The 20,726-nt window shown below is 74.8% G+C and carries 12 protein-coding genes; 6 read left to right on the forward strand and 6 right to left on the reverse strand.

Features of this window, described 5'->3' with window-relative positions; genetic code table 11:
* Nucleotides 1-11 precede the first annotated feature (11 nt).
* Nucleotides 12-1,304: an NTP/NDP exchange transporter gene (locus tag WME85_RS43015; protein ID WP_437830031.1), complete on the reverse strand. Its 1,293-nt coding sequence runs from the start codon at nt 1,302-1,304 to the stop codon at nt 12-14.
* 349 nt (nt 1,305-1,653) lie between these two features.
* Between WME85_RS43015 and WME85_RS43020 the strand changes: the two genes are divergently transcribed.
* On the forward strand, nt 1,654-2,913 hold the full coding sequence (locus tag WME85_RS43020; protein WP_437830032.1) for a metallophosphoesterase family protein: 1,260 nt from the start codon (nt 1,654-1,656) through the stop codon (nt 2,911-2,913).
* A 114-nt stretch (nt 2,914-3,027) separates the two neighbouring features.
* Here the strand turns inward: WME85_RS43020 and WME85_RS43025 are convergent, their stop codons facing one another.
* The 5 genes from WME85_RS43025 to WME85_RS43045 all read right to left on the reverse strand — a co-directional run bounded on the left by WME85_RS43025 (nt 3,028) and on the right by WME85_RS43045 (nt 13,714).
* On the reverse strand, nt 3,028-5,100 hold the full coding sequence (locus tag WME85_RS43025) for an amylo-alpha-1,6-glucosidase (protein ID WP_437830033.1): 2,073 nt from the start codon (nt 5,098-5,100) through the stop codon (nt 3,028-3,030).
* Nucleotides 5,090-7,042 (reverse strand): malto-oligosyltrehalose trehalohydrolase, encoded by a 1,953-nt coding sequence (treZ, locus tag WME85_RS43030; RefSeq protein WP_437830034.1) that lies wholly within the window; start codon nt 7,040-7,042, stop codon nt 5,090-5,092. Before treZ ends, WME85_RS43025 begins: the two co-directional genes overlap by 11 nt.
* Before the next feature lie 359 nt (nt 7,043-7,401).
* Nucleotides 7,402-9,684 (reverse strand): ATP-binding cassette domain-containing protein, encoded by a 2,283-nt coding sequence (locus WME85_RS43035; RefSeq protein WP_437830035.1) that lies wholly within the window; start codon nt 9,682-9,684, stop codon nt 7,402-7,404.
* Nucleotides 9,681-12,401, reverse strand: a complete 2,721-nt coding sequence (locus tag WME85_RS43040; protein WP_437830036.1) for an ATP-binding cassette domain-containing protein — start codon at nt 12,399-12,401, stop codon at nt 9,681-9,683. Before WME85_RS43040 ends, WME85_RS43035 begins: the two co-directional genes overlap by 4 nt.
* A 146-nt stretch (nt 12,402-12,547) precedes the next feature.
* Entirely contained in the window at nt 12,548-13,714 is a 1,167-nt protein-coding gene (locus WME85_RS43045) for an HlyD family secretion protein (protein ID WP_437830037.1), read from the reverse strand.
* 95 nt (nt 13,715-13,809) lie between these two features.
* Between WME85_RS43045 and WME85_RS43050 the strand changes: the two genes are divergently transcribed.
* The 5 genes from WME85_RS43050 (at nt 13,810) to WME85_RS43070 (ending at nt 20,725) form a co-directional block, all read left to right on the forward strand.
* A complete protein-coding gene (locus tag WME85_RS43050; RefSeq protein WP_437830038.1) occupies nt 13,810-14,106 on the forward strand; it encodes a microviridin/marinostatin family tricyclic proteinase inhibitor in 297 nt (98 codons plus the stop codon).
* Nucleotides 14,107-14,439: 333 nt separating this feature from the next.
* On the forward strand, nt 14,440-14,670 hold the full coding sequence (locus WME85_RS43055; RefSeq protein WP_437304874.1) for a microviridin/marinostatin family tricyclic proteinase inhibitor: 231 nt from the start codon (nt 14,440-14,442) through the stop codon (nt 14,668-14,670).
* Nucleotides 14,671-14,715: 45 nt separating this feature from the next.
* Entirely contained in the window at nt 14,716-15,714 is a 999-nt protein-coding gene (locus WME85_RS43060; protein ID WP_437830040.1) for an MvdC family ATP-grasp ribosomal peptide maturase, read from the forward strand.
* Complete coding sequence (locus WME85_RS43065; RefSeq protein WP_437830041.1) at nt 15,711-16,730, forward strand: MvdD family ATP-grasp ribosomal peptide maturase; 1,020 nt, start codon at nt 15,711-15,713, stop codon at nt 16,728-16,730. The genes WME85_RS43060 and WME85_RS43065 overlap by 4 nt, the downstream gene beginning before the upstream one ends.
* A 179-nt stretch (nt 16,731-16,909) precedes the next feature.
* Complete coding sequence (locus WME85_RS43070; RefSeq protein ID WP_437830042.1) at nt 16,910-20,725, forward strand: AAA family ATPase; 3,816 nt, start codon at nt 16,910-16,912, stop codon at nt 20,723-20,725.
* The last annotated feature ends 1 nt before the right edge of the window (nt 20,726 follow it).

The following is a 20,726-nucleotide window of genomic DNA, read 5'->3' on the forward strand; positions in this document are numbered from 1 at the left end:
CCCGGGCCGCTTCAGCCCGCCTCCGCGCGGGCGCGCTCCGCCTGCGCCTTCGCGAGGCGGTGGTTCAGCGCGAGCCACACGCCCGCGACAGGCGCGACCGCCAGCGACAGCGCCGCCGCCGTCAGCCCGAGCGCCGACAGCCCCGTCAGCGCCCAGGCGCTCGCCGCGTCCCCGCCGCGGAACACGACGGTATCGATGAAGCTCTTCGCCTTGTACTTCTCCTCTCGCGCGACCACCGTGAACAGGACCTCGCGCGCCGGCCTGTCCACCGCGTAGTGCACCGCCCGCCGGAGCCCCTGGATCGCGATGATCATCGAGAGCGTGGGCCGCGCCGCGAGCGCGACGAGCCCGACCCCCGTCAGCGCCGGGACCACCGCGAGCGCGACCCCGAGCCCCACCCGCGTGATGAGCCGCCCCGTCACGAGCGCCTGCACCAGGATGGTCAGCACGTTCACGGTGAGATCGATGGTGGCGAACATCGCGGTCCGCCGCGCGGGCTCCATCGACGCCAGCGACACGATGCGCGCCTGCTCGAAGTACAGCACCGTCGCCGTCATCGACTGAAAGAGCGTCTGCGCGCAGATGCCGAGCAGGTACGGCGACCGGAACACGAGCGCCACGCCGCGGAGGACGCCCCCGCCGATGCGCTCGTCGCCGCCTCCGCCGCTGCCCTGCGGCGCGGCCTCGCCGTCCTGCCGGCCGGAGAGCCGGCTCAGCCGGCCGGCGCACAGCACGGCGAGCTCGAGCAGCGCCGCCGAGACGAGGAGGAGGTTCGCGGTGCCGATCTGCCGGGCCTGCGCCGCGGTGACGAGCGAGCCGGCGAGCGCCCCGGCGCTGCCGCCGGCGGCGATGAAGCCGAAGAGGCGCTTGCCCTGCTCGCTGCGCCATCGATCCGCCATGAACCCCCAGAAGACGGAGACGACGAACAGGTTGAAGACGCTCAGCCAGACATAGAAGACCTTGCCCACCTCCGCGCGCGGCACACCCAGCGAGAGGAGCCCGAAGAACACGAGGAGATTCGACGCGAAGAAGCGATAGACGATGGGAATGAACCGCCGCCGCGGCACGCGCGACACGAGCGCGGAGAAGGCGGGCACGGCCGCGAGCATCGACGCGAAGACCGCCGTGAACAGCCAGGGCAGCCTGTCCATGCCGCCGGAGATGCCCATCTCCTCGCGGACGGGTCGCAGGACGTAATAGCTGCACAGGACGCAGAAGAAGTACCCGAAGCTCCAGAGCAGCGCCGGGACCTCGCCGTCCTTGACGTCGCAGACCCGCCGGAGCAGCGCGGTGGCCGTGCTCAACGCGCCGCCGCCCTCCCCTCGGCGGAGCGTCGCGCGGCGGGGGGGCGTCGCGTGACAGGCGGCGCGGGGCGCGGCGTCGCGGGGCGTGGCGGCGGGCGCGACATCGGAAGCGCACTGCAGGACAGCGCGCCGCCTGCGTCAAGGCGACCACCGCCAGCGACGGCCCGGGAGAAGCCCGGTCCGCTCGCTCCGCCGACGCGCCTCGACTGCGTGGCCGAGCTCGGCCGGAGCCTCCCCGGGCAGCCGAGCCCGGTTGCAGCGCGCTGCGCGTCACGCAGGCGCCGCGCGACACTCATCGCATGAGCAGCGCTCCCGGCCAGAAGCGGCTAAGCTCGCGCCGCTCCAGCCCATGAAGTTCGTCCACGCCGCCGACCTCCACATCGACAGCCCCCTCCGCGGGCTCGGCCGTTACCCGGGCGCCCCCGTCGAGCAGATCCGCGGGGCGACCCGCCGCGCCCTCGAGAACCTCGTGAGCCTCTGCCTCACCGAGGAGGTCGACCTCCTGCTCCTCGCCGGGGACATCTACGACGGCGACTGGAAGGACTACAGCACGGGCCTGTTCTTCGCCGCGCAGCTCTCCCGGCTGCGCGCCGCCCGGGTGGAGGTCGTGCTCCTCTACGGCAACCACGACGCCGAGAGCAACATCACGCGTCACCTGGAGCTCCCCGAGAACGCCCGGCGGCTCGATCCCCGCCGCCCCGAGTCGGTCGTCTTCGACCGGCTCGGGGTCGCCGTCCACGGGCAGAGCTTCGCGACCAAGGCCGTCACCGACGATCTCGCGACGGGCTACCCGGACGCGCACGCTGGGCTCTTCAACATAGGCATGCTCCACACGTGCCTGGGCGGCCGCGAGGGGCACGACAACTACGCGCCTTGCAGCCTGGGCACCCTGGTCGGGAAGCGATACGACTACTGGGCGCTCGGCCACGTGCACACCCGGGAGGTGCTCTCGGAGGACCCGTACATCGCGTTCCCCGGCAACCTCCAGGGCCGCCACGCCCGCGAGACCGGCGAGAAGGGCGCCCTCCTCGTCACGGTGGACGACGGCCGCGTCGCCTCGGTCGAGCACCGCGCCCTCGACGTCGTGCGCTGGAGCGTGTGCGAGGTCGACCTCTCGCCGGCCGCGAGCGCCGACGACATCGTGGAGCTGACGCGCGAGCAGCTCGAGCAGCGCCTCGCCGAGGCGGACGGGCGCACGCTGGCCGCGCGGGTGGTCCTCTGCGGCGCGACGCCGGCGCACGCCGCGCTCCGGGCCGACTTCGAGCGCTGGACAGGGCAGATCCGCGCGATCGCGAACGACCTCGGCGGCGGGCTCTGGATCGAGCGCGTGCTCTCCCGGACGCTGGCCCCGATCGAGGTCGGCGCGCTCGAGGAGCGGGACGACGCGATCGGCCAGCTCACGCGGTCGCTGCGCGCGCTGCGCGAGGACGAGGCGAGCCTCTCGTCGCTGCTGCGCGAGTTCGCCAGCCTCAAGAACAAGCTCCCCGCCGAGTCGCGGGAAGGCGACGACGCGATCCGCCTCGACGACCCGGCGTTCCTGCGCGAGGCGCTCGACGACGTCGAGCACACGCTGATCTCCCGGCTGCTCGGCGCGGGCGAGGCGCCCTGATCGCGCGCCCGTGAGGGCGCGCGGGGCGCGACGCCGGGACAGGCGCCCACGACGGCGGCAAGGCCCGCGGAGCGCGTCGAGCCGCGCTCGCGGGCCGTCGAGGGGAGCGCCCGCTCAGCCCGCCGAGCGGGCCGTCCGGGCGTAGGCGCGCAGCACCTCGGCCACGCTCCAGGCCTGGGCGACGCACCCGCGGGGCGTGAACGGCGGCTCCGCGTCGAAGATCTCGCTGATCGACCCGGCGCACGCCTCGTCGAGGTGCGGCGGGAAGCCGGCGAGCAGGCTGCGCGCCCCGGCGAGATCGGCGGGATACACCTTCAGCCAGGCGTCGACGAACGGGCCCATGAGCCACCCCCAGACGGTGCCCTGGTGATAGGCCAGGTCCCGCGCGCGGAGATCGCCGAAGTACTTGGGCTTGTAGTCCGGGTGCCCCGGGGCGAGCGACCTGAGGCCCACGGGCGTCCAGAGCCGCTCCTTGACCTGGTCGACGATCCCCTTCCAGTGGGCGGGATCGAGCACCGGATTCGGCAGCGAGATCGAGAAGATCTGGTTGGGCCGGAAGGCGTCGTCGTCGCCCTGCTCGCCGTCGATCAGGTCGTAAAGATACCCCTTCTGCTCGGACCAGAAGCGCTGGTTGAACGACGCCTTGGCCTGGTCGGCGGCCTGGCCGTAGCGCTGCGACGCGCCCTCGCCGTCCGACTCGCGCACCCAGCGCTCGATCAACCGGAGAGCGTTGTACCAGAGCGCGTTGATCTCCACCGCCTTCCCCCGCCGGGGCGTGACCACCAGGTCGCCGACCTTGGCGTCCATCCAGGTCAGCTGGTAGCCCTCCTCGCCCTGGCGGACGAGGCCGTCCTTCGGGTCGACGCCGATCCCGAAGCGCGTCCCGCGGGTGTGGTGCTCGACGATATCGATCAACGTGGGGAGGACGAGCCGGAGCGTCTCGCGATCCCCGGTGTACGTCAGGTACCGATCGAGCGCGTGGAAGAACCAGAGGGTCGCGTCGGCGGTGTGATAGAGCCCGTCGTTCTTGCCCTCCGGGAACATGTTGGGGATGAGCCCGTCCTTCACGTAGTGGGCGAACGTGCGCAGGATATAGCCCGCCTCGGTGTGGCGCCCGGTGACGAGCGTCAGCCCCTCCAGGCTGATCATCGTGTCCCGGCCCCAGTCGGTGAACCAGTGGTAGCCCGCGATCACCGTGCGCACCTCGTCTCCTCCTGCCCGCGCGCGAGCGGCGTCCTCGACGCGGCCCGCGGGCGTGATGAGGAACTTGTCGGCGCCGAGGATGAGCTCCGCCGGCGGGCCGGAGCGGACCTCGGGCGCCGCGGCGAGCAGGAGCCGGGTCCGGCGCTTGCGCTCGGCGCGCTGCACCTCGTCGGTGGAGAGGGCGTTGATCGTCTCCCACGCCTCGGTCGAGGCGACCAGGGTCACGCTGCCGGAGACCGGCAGCTCGAGGCTGAAACGGCCAGGGCTGTAGAACTCGCCGACCGCGTCGTAGCCGCGGCTCTGCTCGATCCGGTAGCGCACGTTGCGCAGGCGGGCGCTGTCGATCCTGAACTCGGCCCGCGCGCCCTGGACCTTGAGCCGGAGCGGCGGCAGGGAGCTCGGCGAGGCGAGCTCGTACCGGTCCTCGACCACGGTGAGCGCGTACGGGCCCGCCACCGGCCGATCGAGCGCGCCCTCGTGCGGGCGGAAGTTCACCCACGGCTGGAGCTCGATCTGGACCGGCCCCGCCCCCTCGAGGAGCGTGTACGTGACGTGGACCGTGTTCTGCCCGTGGGGCAGGAGGAGGCGCCGCTCGAAGACCATCCCCGCGCCCTTGTAGAGCCACACAGGGAGCCCGGCCTCGAGGCGGAACTCGGCGAGATCGATGACCTCGGCCGAGCTGTCGTCGAGCCACGGCTCCTGGCCGCCCACCTGGTACACCTTGCCGTCCGAGGTGAGGACGCGGGCGGACAGATCGCTCAGCATCATGGTGCGGCCGAGCGGCGCGGGCAGCGCCGAGATCAGCAGTCCATGGAAGCGACGGGTCACCGCGCCGGAGATGGTGCCCGACGCATAGCCGCCAAGGCCGTTCGTGACGAGCCACTCCCGCGTGAGCGGGTCCGAGCCGTGCTCGGCGTCGTCGTGCGAGGCGGGGGCGGTGCCTCGGGACCAGACCATCATCCGACAGATCTCGTCAGCGTACATTCTTCTTGGGCTCCTCTGGGCGAGGGTTGGCGCTCGTCTTCTCGGGCACCGGCTTCCCGACCGTGGGGTGCAGGAGGATCGCCGCGTCGCCCGGGATGTGAACTCCATCCTCGGTGATGACAGGTGGACTGCCTTGGCCCCCGTAACGGGGGGATTCGCTGGACCACAACGTCTCCCAGCGGCGCCCCGGAGGCGGGGCGAAGAGCGGCTCCGGCAAGGATCCTCGATGGATGTCTCGCCCGAGGTTGACGAGGAGCAACCGGTCGTCGCCGTCGTCCCCGAAGTAGCGGAGCAGGAAGGCGCGCTCGGCGAGGACCGCCCCGTCGACGCCGCGCGGGCGCTGGGCGGCGATCACCGGGTCGCGCCGGCGGAGCGCGATCAGGTCCTCGTGGAGGGCGTAGATGCCGGCGTTCTTCTCGCGCTCCGAGAAATCGAGCTTGCAGCGCTCGAACGTCGCCGGATCGGCCGGGTCGTCGAGGCCCGCGCGCACCTCGGGCGTGGCGTACGAGGGGAACTGCGCCAGGAACTCCGCCCTGCCCTTGCGCACGAGCGCGGCGAGCTCGGGCTTGTGATCCGCGAAGAAGAGGAACGGCGCCGAGGACCCGAACTCCTGTCCTTGAAAGAGCATGGGCGTGCCGGGGGCGAGGAGCAGCAGCGCCGACATCGCCCTGAACTTGCCCGGACACGTGAGGTGATAGAGCCGCTCCCCCTTCGCGGTGTTGGCGACCTGGTCGTGGTTCTCCAGGAAGAGGACGAAGCGGGCCGGATCCGCGCCGAGCACCGGCGTGCCCCGCCGCTGCTTCTGCCATGTATAGCGCTGCCCCTGGAAGAGGAACCCGTGCTTCAACGCGGAGAGGAACTCCTGGGGCGAGCCCTCGTGATCGGTGTAGTAGGCCTCGTTGTGGCCGGTGAGCGCCACCTTGGCGCTGTGGTGGAAGTCGTCGTTCCAGACGGCGTCGAGCCCGTAGCCGCCCCGCTCCTGGGCGCGGATCAGCCACTCTTCCTGGGACTCGTTCTCGGCCACGATGAACGTCGCCTTGCCCCCCGCGGCCTCCCGGACGCGGCGCGAGATCGCGGCGAGCACATGGTCCTTCGAGCCGTCGTAGATGTTCTGCGTCGCGTCGAGCCGGAGCCCGTCGAGGTGGAACTCCTCGATCCAGTAGCCCGCGTTGGCGATGAAGTACTCCCTCACCGCCTCGGACCGCGGGCCGTCGAAGTTGATCGCCGCCCCCCAGTCCGTCTTGTGCCGGTCGGTGAAATAGTCCTTCGAGAACTGGCTGAGATAATTGCCGTCCGGGCCGAGGTGGTTGTAGACGACATCGAGGATCACCGCGATCCCGGCGCGGTGCGCCGCGTCGACGAAGCGGCGGAAGTCGTCGGGGCTGCCGTAGTTGCGCATCGGCGCGAAGAGGTTCACGCCGTCGTACCCCCAGTTGAAGCGGCCGGGGACCTCGTTGACCGGCAGCACCTCGATCAGCGAGATGCCGATCCGGGCGAGCTCGGGCAGCTCGCGGGCGGCGGCCTCCCAGGTGCCCTCCCGCGTGAAGGTGCCGATGTGCATCTCGTAGACGACTTGCCCCTTGAGCGGCGCGCCCCGGAAGCCCGCGTCGCCCCACGCGAACGCGCCGGGGTCGATCACCTCGGACGGCCCGTGCGGCCCTTCCGGCTGCGCGCGCGAGGCGGGATCGGGATAGAGCTTCTCGTCTTCGTCGAGCCGGAAGCGGTAGCGGGTGCCGCTCGCCGCGGTCGGGACAAGGGCGGAGAAGTAGCCGCCCTCCTCGGCCCGCAGCGCGGCGGCCTCGCCGCTCCCCGGCCCTGCCTCGAGGACGACCTCCACCTTGCGCCGAGCTGGCGCCCAGACGCGGAAGTGTACTCCTCTGGCTGTACCGGCGAGCACCTCTGCGCCCACGGGCAACCGCCGTTTCGTCTTTGTATCCGGCATTGAAATGAATTCTAGACACAACAAAGGTAACGTCCAGCGCCGATACGGTCGGCGATCCCGTTCAGAGCGCGGTTCACCTGGCGAGCGCGATGGCGCCTTACGGGATCACCTGAGAGAGCTCGGGGAGCTGCCGACGGCGAGATACGGCGCAGGTGAGGTGGCCAGTAGTACGCGGCTCAAGAGATGCTCTGGATCCAGGGCATACCTCACCCATGCTGGCGGGCGCCGAGCGGAGAAGAGCGCCCGACTCGCTGCATCTATAAGTGCCGAGACGAGTCGACTGCAAAGACACGGTGGTCACCGCAACATCGGTCCGTCGCTGGGCTCTCGCGACAGGGCGCCGGCGGCCGGCTCCCGGGCTACGGGTGGGCGATGACCACGAGCGTGCGCGCGCGCCGGAGCACGCAGCGCAGCGCTTGCTCCAGCGTCTCGGGGTCGAGCGCCGCGAAGCTCTCGTCGAGCACGACCACCTCGGCGCCCTGGAGCAGCGCGCGCGCGATGTAGAGCCGGCTCCGCTCGCCGTGCGAGAGCTGCCAGCCCGTCTCGCCCACCACCTGCTCCAGCCCCCCCGGCATCCGCCCGAGCAGCTCGCCGAGGCCGAGCTCGCGGCAGATCTCCTCTGCCTCTTCGAGGTCGCCGGGCCTCGGCGGCCAGCGCCTGCCCATCAGCAGGTTGTACGCGAACGTCCCGGCGAGGACGTAGTTCTCGTGGAACTGCGGCGCCGCGGCCACGCGGCGGCGCCACGCGGCGGCGCCCAGCATGTGGCGATCGAGCCCGTTCAGCAGGAGCAGCCCGGCGTCGGGCGCGCGCAGCCCCGAGAGCAGGGCGCTCAGCGTCGACTTCCCTCCCCCCGAGGGCCCCTCGAGCAGGATGCGGTCGCCCGCCGCGATCCGCAGCGAGACGTCCACCACGGCGGGGCGAGCCCTGCCCTTGTGCCGGAAGGAAAGCTCGTGCGCCTCCAGGACGGGCGGGCGCGCCGCCACGTCCCCCGCGCTGTCAGCGCCGGCCGCGACGCCCGGCGCTGACGGCGCGCCGGAGGGCGACCGCCCCGCGTCGGGCGGCGGCGGCGTCCGCCCCGCGTCGGGCGGCAGGGGCGGCGGCGGCGCCCCGCCGCGGGCGGCGGCCTGGAAGAGCGTGGAGACCTGCTCCCACGCGATCGCCGCGCTGGCGAGGCTCGACAGGCCGGCCGACAGGCCCTGGAGCGCGCGGCTCGCGAGCAGGACGCCCCCCAGCGCCACCGCGTACGTCGCGGCGGAGCCGGAGCCCGCGAGGAACGGCGGCAACAGGCCGGCGATGCCCGCGATGAGCCAGCCGCGCGGCATCAGCGCGCCGATCTCGATCTGGCTCCGGTCGAGCTCGCGCGACCCGAGCGCGTACTGCGAGAGCGCCTCGTCCTCGCCGTGGTGCCAGCGGCCGTGGCGCTCCTGGGCGAGGCGGGTCCGGTGGCCGACCATGCGCTCGATGAGGTCGTGGGTCATCGCGAGCCGCGCCGCGGTCCAGCGCGCGCGCCGCCGGTAGAACCGCACGCTGAGCGCGACGACGAGGGCCGCCCAGGCGACGAGCAGGATCGCGTGGAGCGCGCCCGCCGCGCCCTGGGCGAGCACGGCCGCCGCCGCGGCGAGCTCGAACGCCGACGCGACCGCCGCGATGCCGCCGCCCATCGCGAGCGCCTCGATCGCCTCGGACTCGATCACGCGGCCGAGGAAGCGGCCCGCGCCCTCGCTGCGCACCTCCTCGGGCTCGAGCGCGAGCGCGCCCGAGAGCAGGCGCTGCTTGATGAGCGCGCTCGCGTCGATCGCGACCACGCCGGACAGCCACGCCATGAGCTGGCGCAGCGGGACCACCGTCGCGAGCAGCAGCGCCCCGGCGACGAGCCACCCCTCGTCGAGGTGGTCGTCGAGGATGCTGCGCCCCACGGTCATCCACACCAGGATCCAGAGCGTGTAGGCCGACGCGTGGGCGGCGAGCAGGCCGAGGAGGCGGCGCGGGACCCGCGCCGCCGCGATCTGCCGCCGGATCGGCGCGCCCGGCGGCAGGCGCAGGCTCCAGATGCCGTCGACGATCACGGCCCCGAGGCGCTCGCGGAGCAGCGCCCGCCGCGCGCGCGAGCGCCGCCGCGGCCGCACGCCCGCGCGCGCGAGGACGCGATCGATCTCCGGGAGCACCTGCGCCTCGAGCGGGCGGCAGATGCGCGCGGTGATCGCCTCGACCGGCACGCGCGCCGTGGAGCGGTCGGCGCGGAGCACCGAGAGGTCCCGCCCTCTGCGCCCCGCGCGCCCCGCGCGCCCCACGATGGCGAGGAAGCGGGGCGCCTCGCCGTCGCGCAGCCACACGAGCGCGGGCGCGACCCGCGGGAGCGCGGCGTCGAGCTCGTCGTGGCGCGCCGCGATCGGCTCCGCCTCGACGCCGAGGTAGCCCGCCGCCTGATCGATCCACGCCCCGAGCGCGTCCGCGCTGCGGAGGTGCCTGGCGGTCGGGATGGGCGCCACGACCGCGTGCGGGTCGAGGCCGCCCTCGAGCGCGAGCGCCTCGAGCGCGTCGCCGAGGAGCTCTGCCGGCCACTCGATCGCGCCGAGCGCGCCGAGCGCGTCGACCGCCTCGTCCGGCCGAGCTCCCCACCCGGGCTGCGCCGCCGCCGTCACCCCCGCTCGCCCTCGGCTGGCGCTGCCGCGTCCTCGGCGAGCCGCCCGCGCACGACCTTCAGCCGGCGCCACCCGCCGCTCGCCCAGAGCCCTCGCTGCACGGCCGCCTCGGCCTCCAGCAGCGCGCGGTACCGCGAGCCCGGGCGCGCCGCGAGCTCGGAGGGCGCCGCGTCCTCGACCACGCGCCCGCCGTCCACGACCAGCACGCGATCGAACGAGCGCGTCTCGCCGACGTCGTGGGTGACGCACAGGAGCGTCGCGCGACGAAAGCGCCGCCGCGCCCGGGCGAGCATCGCCCGGCGGCGCTCCCGGTCGAGCCCGCGGAACGGCTCGTCGAGGATCGCGAGCCGCGCCTCGCTCCGCAGCATCGCCCGGCCGAGGCGCACGCGCTGCCCCTCGCCGCCGGAGACGAGCCCTCCGCCCTCGCCGAGCAGCGTCTTCTGCCCCTCCGGCAGCCGCTCCAGCACCTCGCGCAGCTCGGCCTCGTCGACGACGGCGCCGAAGTCGGCCGCGTCGTCGGGCGCGCCGTAGCGCAGGTTGTCGAGGAACGACCGGTTCCAGATCTGGACCGCCGGGTCCACCCACGCGGTCTCCTCGCGCAGCGCGCGCAGCCGCTCGCCGTCGAGCGCGCGGCCGTCGACGAGCACCCTGCCCTCGCTCGCCCGGTGCCACCCGAGCAGGACCCCGACGAGGCTCGACTTCCCGGCGCCCGAGGCCCCCACGATCGCCACGTGGCTGCCCGCCGCGATCTCGAGGTCCACCCCGTCGAGGATCACGTGACCGGCGGCCTGGATGCGCACGCGCTCGAACGCGATCGCGCAGCCCGCGCCCTCGGCGCCAGCCCGCGCCGCGACGGGCGCCTCGCCGCCGCCTGGCTCCTCCGGCGCGCCGAGCGGCTCGAGCAGGCGCAGGGCCGTGTTCCGGTGCCCCGGGTACTGGAGCAGCGTGCTCGCGAGCGCCTGCCCGATCGCCGGCAGCGCGAGCGCCCAGTAGAAGAGCAGCAGCGCCCGCGACAGGGCGCCCCCGCGGGCGAGGAAGTCGCCGAGGATCCACGCGGCGAGCGCGAAGCCGAGCAGCGCCTGCGCCGCGTCGACGGCGAGGGCCGCGCGGAGCAGCGCGCGGCCGGCGAGCGCCCACTCCCCGAGCAGGCCCGCGTGCTCGCGCCGCACGGCCCGCTCCGCCGCGTGCGCCCGGATCGGCACGAGGCCGAGGAGGGCGTCGAGGTAGAAGCTCGTGAGCGCGCCGGCGTGGGTGCGGACGCGCAGGTCCCGCTCGACGAGGACGCGGCTCCCCGCGAGCGGCAGGGCCAGCGCCACCGCGGCGCACGGCACGGCGAGGCGCGCGCTCGCGGGGTCGACCCAGACGATGGCGGCCGTGGTGACCGCGAGATCCAGCGCCGAGCGCGCGAGCTGGCCGCCGAACGCCGGCAGGCCGCGGAGCACGTGCAGGCTGTGGCCGCGCTGCGCCATGTCCGAGGCCGGGCGGCTCTGGAAGTAGCGATCGCCGATGCGCGGGATCTTCGCGAGGAACGACATCCGCAGCCGGACCTCGAGGTGGCGCCCGAGCCGGATCATCCCCGTGCTCAGCGAGAGATCGATGGCGAGCTCCACCGCGAGGAAGGCAGCGAGCGCGCCGAGGGCGGCGAGGCGCTGCTCGAACAGCACGAGATCGTTCGAGATCTGGAGCAGCCCACGGAAGAGGAGGCTCTCCAGCACCACCGTCCCGACGCTGAGCGCGAGCGCGCCGGCGAGCACGGCGGGCGTCAGCAGCCCGTCCTCGCGGACCATCCGGAGGAGCTCGCGCCCTGGCCTGACCCTCCGCTCCACGAGGGCGGCGGCGAGGTCGGGCGAGAGCCGCGCCTCGGCGTGCGGGGGCGCGTTGCCGGGGGGCGGGGGCGCGGCAGCGGCGGCCCGCGGCCCGTCCCCGCTCCCCGGCGAGCCGCGGGCGTCGCTGGGCGGGCGCCGCCCGCGGATCCGCACGAGCACCGCGCCCCGCGCGACGACGAGCTCCTCCCCGGCCGGGCCGACCGGCCCGGGGCGCGCTGTCCAGAAGGGGGGCGGGATCGCCTCCTCGCGCGCGGCGTCGAAGTGGCGCCCCGGCTCGAGCAGCGCGTCCAGCACGCGCGCGGCCTCGCGACCGCGGGCGAGGCCGCCGGAGCGCACGAGCGACGCGACCATCCGCGCCCCGGCGTCGAGCGCCGCGATCGCGCGCCACCCCGGGTCTGCCAGCGCCGCCTCGAGCGGCCGCGCCCCCGCGCCGAGCCAGGCGAGCCGGCGCGCGAGCGGCCGCGTGAACCCGTCGCTCGCCGCCCAGGCGCGGAAGTCCGCCGCGGGCAGCGGCAGCTCGTGCTGGTAGAGCTCGCCCTCGAGCTGCCGCCGCGTGAGCCAGCGCCGCCCCGTGCCCGGGTCCATCACCTGCACGAGCCCGCCGTGCCGGCGCCAGATCACGACGACGTGGAGCGGCCCGGTCGACTGCCGCACGATCGCCAGGGCGGGCAGCGCGTTGGCCTCGTCGAGCAGCACGTGCTCGGGCGGGAGGAGGATCTGCTGGGCCACGAGCCCGAGCTGCTCCGCGAGGTCCTCCAGGGTGTCGATGGAGGTGCCGTCGACGTCGGTCTGGCAGGCCTCGCGCAGGCGCCCGTAGCTCACGCCGATGCCGAAGCCCTCGAGCACGCACTTGAGCGTGGCCGGCCCGCAATCCATCGCCGAGGTCTGCACGACCTCCGGCGCGAGGAGCCTCCGCCGCGGGCTCGACCCCTGGCGGCGCGGCCCGGCGCTCGCTGCTCGCTCCGGCGCGGATCGGGGCGCGGAGTCCGTTTTCCGCTCCGTTTTCCGCTCCGTCGTCCGCTCCGCCGGCCGCTCCTTCACCCGCCCGCCCCGCCGCGGACCCGCACGATCTGCCCCGCGGCCCGCAGCACCAGCGAGGCCGGCGAGACGCGCTCCGTCTCGATGACGACGCTGCCGGGGAGCCCGTGCTGCACCGGGATCGGCGACGCCGGATCGGGGCGCACGCCGAGCTCCACGCGGATGCGGCCCTCCTGCGTCTCGCTGGCGACGCGCTCGACGGTGGTGGACAGGGTGCCGTACTCGGTCCAGGGGAACGCATCGAGGCGCAGGTTTCCCTCCTGTCCGGCGCGGATCCGCCCGACGGACGACGGCGGGAACTCCGCGATCACCCGGAGCTCGCCGGGCGGCACGACGGCGGCCACGACGTCCCCCTCGTGCACGAAGGAGCCGGCCCGCAGCACCGCGATCTCGCCGACCCGACCGGCGATCGGCGAGCGGATCTTGCGCCGCTCGATCTCGGCGAGCAGCCCCTTGATCGCCGCCTCCAGCACGATGCGCTCGCCCTCGAGCGAGGCCGCCTCGCGGTCGAGCCGCGCGAGCTCGGCCTGCTGCTCGCCTTGCCCGGCGCGGCGCTCGCTGTCGGTCCGCGTGGCGGCGCGGTCCAGCGCCTCGGTCGCCGAGCGCCGCGACAGCGCCTCGGCCGCGAGCCGCGCCGCCTCCGCCTCCGACACGAGCCCGTCCTGCCGCAGGCGCACGGCCCGCTCCGCCTCGAGCTCCTGGAAGCGCGCGCCCGCCTCGGCCTCCCGCAGCCGCGCCTTCGCCTCGTCGACGTGCGCGCGCGCCGCCTCCACCCCGTCGCGCAGCGCCCGCGCCCGCGCCGCGATCTCGGCGCGGAGCGGCCCCATCTGCCCCGCGATCGCCGCGAGCCGGGCCTGCTTGTCGTCGATGTCGCGGCGGAGCGGCTCCACGTCGAGCTCGATCAGGACGTCGCCGGCGGCGATCTCCGCCCCGAGGTCCAGGTGGACCGCGGCGACCCTCCCGTCGAGCGGCGCCTCGACGCGGTGCGCCGCCTGCCCCACCTCCAGGCGCGCGCTCACGCTCGCCTCGTACCGCCCGACGCGCGCGAGGAAGAACCACGCGAGCCAGGCCCCGAGCAGGACCGCGCCGAGCGCGGCGCCGGCGATCGAGCCGCGGTGGCCGTCCGTTGCGATGGTGTGGATCGAGCGTGAGAACCCGGCGGGCATGGGTGGTTGCGCAAAGTTACACGAGCGAAGCAGGCTCAGGAAGCCGCGCCCAACGCCCGGGTGAGGCCATTCAACATAGCAAAACTTAACGTGCAATGCGGGACGACCGGGTGAATCATGTCCTCGGCGGCTCCGCCGCAAGGCAGTACATCTATCTGGAGGTTCCCATGGCCGATATCGATCGTGATCCCGAGCAGCCCGAGCAGCCCGAGCAGGGCGAGCAAGCCGAGCAGGTGCCCTTCTTCGCTCGCTTCCTGGAAGATCAGCAGCGTATCCGGACCGGCGTCAAAGCCGGCGGCGGCTTCGCGACGAAGAAGTACCCCTCGGACAGCGATGAAGTCACCACGATGAAGTACCCATCGGACGGCGACGACGACGGGCCGTTGAAGTAAGCCGCGAGCGGCGCGCGGTGGATCGATGAGTCGAACCGTCGCGCCACGTCGCGCCACGCTGCGCCGCGCTCCCCTGCGCGACGACACGCAACCACACGCGAGCCATCGCAATCCTTCTCGAACGACTGCAAGCCACCGCGAGCAGTCTCAACACTATTTAACAGAGCTGGACACATGCGACCGGTGCGACCGTGGAAGACAACCGCAACAACGGAATCGTGTCGCCCTCATCGTTCCAGGAGTTGTCCGCCGACTTGCCTACCGCCTGGTTGCTGTTTGAGTTAGATCTCCTGTCCTCGGCGGCGTCGCCGCCACAGCATCTGGAGGTTTCCCATGGCTGATGTCGATTCCCGTGAGCCCGAGCAGCAGGAGCAGAAGGACGCCGAGGCGGTGCCCTTCTTCGCTCGCTTCCTCGAAGATCAGAAGCGCGTCCGGACCGGTGTCAAAGCCGGCAAGCCCGCCACGACGCTGAAGTACCCCTCCGACAGGGAGGACGGCGGCGGCGGCGGCGAGCCCCCCATCTACACCACGCTGAAGTACCCGTCGGACGGCGACGAGGTCTGAGCGTCGCATGAGCCGCCCGCCGCGCTGCGAGAGAGGCCCCCTCACGTGACGACCGCGGGCGCGAACGTCCTCCTGGTCTCTCATTCGCAGGACGACTTCGGGATCGGACGCGTGGCGGAGGCGCTGCGACGGCGCGGCGCCCGCCCCGTCCGCCTGGACGTCGACCGGTTCCCTCGCGGCATCACCCTCTCGACGGCGCTCGGGGCCGACGGCGCGCGCCGCCGCCTGGAGGACGCCGGCGCCGAGATCGACGGGGACGAGATCTCCGCCGTCTGGCTCCGGCGCCTCTGGGCGCCGAGCCTCGGCGAGGGCATCCCCGAGGAGTACCGCGCCGCCTGCGTGCGCGAGTCGATGGCGGCGCTGATCGGCTGGCTGCGCGGGCTCCCCGCGCGGCGGTGGATCAACGAGCCGGCGGCCGAGGAGCGCGCCCAGGACAAGCTGCGCCAGCTCGCGGCGGCCTCCTCGGTCGGCCTGCGCGTCCCCGAGACGCTGGTGACGAACGACGCGGCCGAGGTCCGCGCCTTCTTCGCGCGCCTCGGCGGGAACGTGGTCGCCAAGATGCTCACGCCCTTCTCGACGAGCCTGTCGGGCGGCGCGCCCTTCGTCTTCACGCACGCCGTCTCGGCGGCCGATCTCGACGCCCTCTCCGGCCTGCGCCAGAGCCCCATGGTCTTCCAGGAGCGCATCCCCAAGGCGCGCGAGCTGCGCGTCGCCTGCGTCGGCGGCCGGTGCTTCCCCGGCGCGCTCGACGCCACCCGCTACGAGTCGCTCGCGGTCGACTGGCGCCACCCGGCCGTCAACGACGCCGGCATCGCGTGGGAGCAGGACGCGCTCCCGCGCGACGTCGAGGCGCAGCTCGGCGCGCTCCAGCGCGCCCTCGGGCTCGTCTTCGGGGCCGTCGATCTCATCCGGACGCCCGACGGCGAGCACGTCTTTCTCGAGGTGAACCCCGCCGGTGAGTGGGGAATGCTGGAGCGGGATCTCGGCCTGCCGATCGCCGATGCGCTGGCAGAGGCGCTGCTCGCTCCGACGGAGAGCCCGTGACGGTCCTCATCATCACGCACAGCCAGGACAACGAGTGCATCGACCGCGTCGCCGCCGCGATCGCCAGGCTTGGCGGCCGGGCGTTCCGCTTCGACACCGACGCCTTCCCCGAGGGGGCGCGGCTCGCGCTGGCCGCGGGGCCCGGGGCGGGCCGCTCCACGCTGCGCACGTCGGGGCCCGGCGGGGGCGAGCTCGATCTCGGCGACGTGACCGCCGTCTGGTACCGCCGGGTCGCTCACGGCGCCGGGCTCCCCGCGTCGATGGACCCGCAGCTCCGGAGCGCGTCGGTCCAGGAGGCGAAGCAGACGGTCGAGGGCATGCTGGCGGCGCTCCGCGTCCCGCAGGTCGACCCGCTGCCGGCGGTGCGCTTCGCGTCGAACAAGCAGCTGCAGCTCGACGTCGCGCGCGAGGTGGGCCTCGACACGCCGCGCACGCTCACCACCAACGACGAGGGCGCGGCGCGGGCCTTCGCCGCCGCGTGCCCGGGCGGGGTGATCGCCAAGATGCTCTCGTCGTTCGCCGTCTACCGCGGCGGCGAGGAGCACGTGGTCTTCACGAACGCCCTCCGGGAAGAGGATCTCGCGGACATGCGGGGGCTCTCGCTCTGCCCGATGACCTTCCAGGAGAAGATCCCGAAGGCGCGCGAGCTGCGGGTGACGGTCGTGGGCGAGCGCGTCTTCTCGGCGTCGGTCGACTCCCAGGCGGCGCCGGGCGCCGAGGTCGACTGGCGGCGACAGGGGCTCGAGCTCATCGACACGTGGCGCAAGGACGCGCTCCCGCCCGACGTCGAGACGGGGGTGCTCCGGCTGATGGACCACCTCGGCCTCAACTACGGCGCCATCGACATCCTCCGGACGCCGGACGGCCGGCACGTCTTCCTCGAGGTCAACCCGTCGGGCGAGTTCTTCTGGCTGGAGCGGACCCCCGGGCTCCCGATCAGCGAAGCGCTCGCCGAGGTGCTGCTCGGCAAGGCGCCGCGCCGCGGCTCGTGGAGCGCCTTCCTGCACTCCCGGTGACGCAGCGCCGCCGCGCCGGACGCGCAGCGCCCGTCCGCCCGCCCGCTCGCTAGCTGGGCGGATCTCGGCGGGCGGACAGGGGTCGCTTCACGAAGTGCGCCTTGACAACGCGTCGAGGTATCGCACTTGCTATCCGTTCAGGGGCGGGCGCCTCCTCCCTGCGCTCGGCCGGCGACCTCGTGAAGATCCTAGAGCTCCACCTCCTCGCGTTCGGTCCCTTCACGGATCTCCGGCTCGACTTCTCCTCCCCGTCCGCGGGCCTCCACGTCATCTACGGCCCCAACGAGGCCGGCAAGAGCACCGCGCTGCGGGCGATCCGCGGCCTGCTCTACGGCATCCCGCACATCACCCCCGACGCCCACGTCCACCACAACACCGACCTCCGCGTCGGCGGCCGGCTCGCGGGCAGGGGCGACGTTGCGCTCGCGCTCGTCCGCCGCAAGGGGCGCGTGAAGACGCTCCGCGACGCGGACGACAACCCCCTCGACGACGCCGCGCTCGCGCCGGTGCTCGGCGGCGTCACCGAGGAGCTCTTCCGGACCTCCTTCGGCCTCGACCACGACACGCTCCGCCAGGGCGCCGAGGCCCTGCTCCAGGGCAAGGGCGACGTCGGCCAGAGCCTGTTCGGCGCGGGGCTCGGCGGGCCGGGGCTGCAGCAGCTCCTCACCACGCTGCGCCAGGAGGCGGACGAGATCTTCACCCCCCAGGCGAGGACCCGCCCGCTCAACGAGGCGATCAAGGCCTTCGAGGAGGCCCGCGGCAAGGCGAAGAGCGCCGCGCGGCCGCCCGCGGACTGGACCCGCAAGCGGCAGGAGATCGACGAGGCCAGGGCCGAGCAGGAGCGCGTCGACGCGGAGCTGCGCGCGCTCCGCGCGGCGGACAAGCGGCTCCGGCGCGCGCTCCGCGTGCTGCCGCTGCTCGAGGCGCGGCGCGCGATCCTCGGCCGGCGCGCCGCGCTCGGCGACGTCGTCCTGCTGCCCGAGGCCGCGCAGCGCGACCGCGAGGACGCGCAGGACCGCGCCGCCGACGCGGGCGCCCAGGCGGAGCGGCTCCGCGCCGACATCGAGGAGCTCGAGGCCCGGCGCGCCGCGCTGCACGTCCCCGCGTCGCTGGCCGAGCTCGATCCGGGCGAGATCGACGGCCTCGTGACCCGGCTCGGCAGCCACCGCAAGGCCGCCGTCGACCTGCCGCGGGTCCGGGCGGAGCTCCACGGCCTCGAGGAGGAGGCGCGCGCGATCCTCCGCCGGCTCGGGCGCGACGCCTCGCTCGTGGAGGGCGCCGCCCCCGAGCGGCTCGAGGCGATGCGCGTCGACGTCGCGACCGAGGCGCGCATCAAGAAGCTCGCCCGCGAGCGCGGCGCGGCCCTGGCCAAGCCGCGCGAGGTCGAGCGGCTGCTCGCGGCGCACAGGGCGCGGCGCGACGCCTGCGCGCGCCGGCTGGCCGAGCTGCCGCCGGGCGAGGACCCCGCCCCGCTGCGGGGCGCGCTCTCGCGGGCGCAGAAGCAGGGCGATCTCGAGCAGCGCCTCCGCGAGGCCACCGCCGCGGCCGCGCGGCTCGCCCGCGAGGCCGACGCGCAGCGCGACCGGCTCGCCCTCGGCTCCGCCGCTTCACCGGCGCAGCGGCCGCTCACCGCGGCCGAGGCGAGCGCCCTCCCCGTCCCGCTGCCCGAGACGGTCGACCAGGCGGCCGCGCAGTGGGGCGCGCTCGCCCGCGATCGAGAGCGGCTCGGCGAGCGCGCCGCCGAGGTCGAGGCGCGCCTGCGCGAGAGCGCGCGCGAGATCGACGCCCTCCAGCGCGCCGGCGCCGTGCCCACCGAGGCCGACCTCTCCGAGGCGCGCGAGCGCCGGGACGCCGCCTTCAAGGCGCTGCTGCGCGCCCTCCAGGCGAAGGGCAGCGCCCGCGCCGCCGCGGCGGCGATCCACACCGCCTCGCTCTTCGACCTCGGCGCCGACGCGTCCACCTCGCCCGGCGCCCGTCGGCGGCCGCCGCTCGCCGCGCGCGGTGTTGACGACCCGCCGGCGGCCCGCGGCAAGCCTGACGAGTACGCCGAGCTGGTCCGCGTCGCGGACACCGTCGCCGACCGGCTGCGCCGCGAGGCCGACCGGGTCGCGCGCCTGGCGCGGCTGCTCGCGGACAGGGCGCGGGCCGAGGCGGATCTGGCGCAGATCGACGCGGAGCGGGCCGCGCTCGCGCGCCGCGCCGAGGAGGCCGAGGCCGCGTGGCTCGATCTGTGGCGGCCCGCGGGCGTCGCGCCGCGCTCGCCCGAGGAGATGCGCGGCTGGCTCGGCCGCTACGCGGGCCTGACCGCCACGGTCGACCGGCTGCGCGCGGCGGAGGCGGAGGCCGAGGCGCTGCGGGCCCGGATGCAGGCGCACGCGGCCGAGCTCCACGCGGCCATCGCCGCCGCCGCGCGCGCCGCGCCGGGCGACGCGCGCGGCGGCTTCATGGACGAGGGCACGCGCGACGGCGCGCGCGCGGGCCTGGCCGGCACGCCGGAGTACGCGGCGCTGCGCCTCCCGGCGCTCGTCGAGGCCGCGGAGCAGGAGCTCGCCGCCATCGAGGGCGCGGCCCGCGAGCGGCGCGAGCTCCTGCGGGAGCGCAAGGAGCTCGAGCGCGAGCTCGAGGACCTCGAGCGCGAGCGGGCGGAGCACGCGCGCGCGCTCGAGGCGTGGCGGGCCGAGTGGGAGGCCAGCGTGCGGCTGCTCGGCCTCCCTGGCGACGCCTCGGCGGACGAGGCCACGGCCATCCTCGACGAGCTCGGCGCGCTGTTCCGCAAGGCGGACAGCGCGGCCCACGAGCGCCGCCGGGTGCGCGGGATGGAGCGCGACGCCCTCGCGTTCGCGGCCGACGTCGCGGAGCTCGCGGCCCGGCACGCGCCGGACCTCGCCGCGCTGCCGGCGGATCAGGCCGCCGATCAGCTGATCAAGCGCCACCACAAGGCGCGCGCCGACCTCCGCGAGCGCGGCGAGATCGAGCGCCGCCTGGCCGACAAGCGCCGCGAGCGGGACCAGCAGGAGGCGCGCCGCGCGGCCGCCGAGGCGCGCCTCGCGAAGCTCTTCGAGGCGGCGGGCGTCCCGCGCGCGGGCGACGACGCCGCCGACGTGGCGGCGCTCTCGCTGGCCGAGGAGCGCTCGCGCGAGGCGCGCCGCCTCGATCGCGAGCTCGTCGAGAACGAGGGCAAGCTCCTCGAGGCGGGCGAGGGCGCGGGCATCGCCGCGCTCGAGCAGGAGACGGCGGGCGTGGAGCGGGACGCGCTCGCGCTCGAGCTCGACCGGACGGAGGAGCGCCTCGCCGCGCTGGAGGACGAGCGGCGCCGGATCGACAGGGCGCTCGGGAGCCTGGAGCAGGAGCGCGAGCACCTCCGCGCGACGGTGGGCGCCGCGGAGGCCGCCGTCGAGGCGCAGATCTGCCTCTCGCACCTGCGCGGCGAGGTGCGCCGCTACGTGCGGGCGCGCCTCGCCGCGGTGCTGCTCGAGCGGGAGATCGAGCGCTACCGCGAGCGCAATCAGGGCCCGATCCTGGCGCGCGCGAGCGCGCTCTTCCACCGCCTGACGCTGGGCGCCTTCGCGGGCCTGCGGGTGGGCTACGACGAGAGCGAGCAGGCGATCCTCCGCTGCGTCCGCGCGGCCCCGCCCGCGCCGCCCACGCCGGCCGCGGCGCCCGCGCCGGAGGGGGCGGCGGCGGAGCCCGCGAAGGCGCTCGTGCAGCGCGAGGTCGACGTGAGCGGCCTCAGCGACGGCACGCGCGACCAGCTCTACCTCGCGCTGCGGCTCGCGAGCCTGGAGCACCACGCCCGGACGGGCGAGCCGATGCCGCTCATCCTGGACGACCTCCTCATCCACTTCGACGACGACCGCGCCAGGGCGGCCCTCGCGGTGCTCGGCGAGCTGACGGGGATCACGCAGGTGCTGTTCTTCACGCACCACGCGCGGCTCTGCGAGCTCGCGCGGGAGGCGGTGCCGGCCGACGTGCTCCGCGAGCACCGGCTGCGGTGAA

The sequence above is a fragment of the Sorangium sp. So ce1153 genome (assembly GCF_051521595.1).
GTDB lineage: Bacteria > Myxococcota_A > Polyangia > Polyangiales > Polyangiaceae > Sorangium.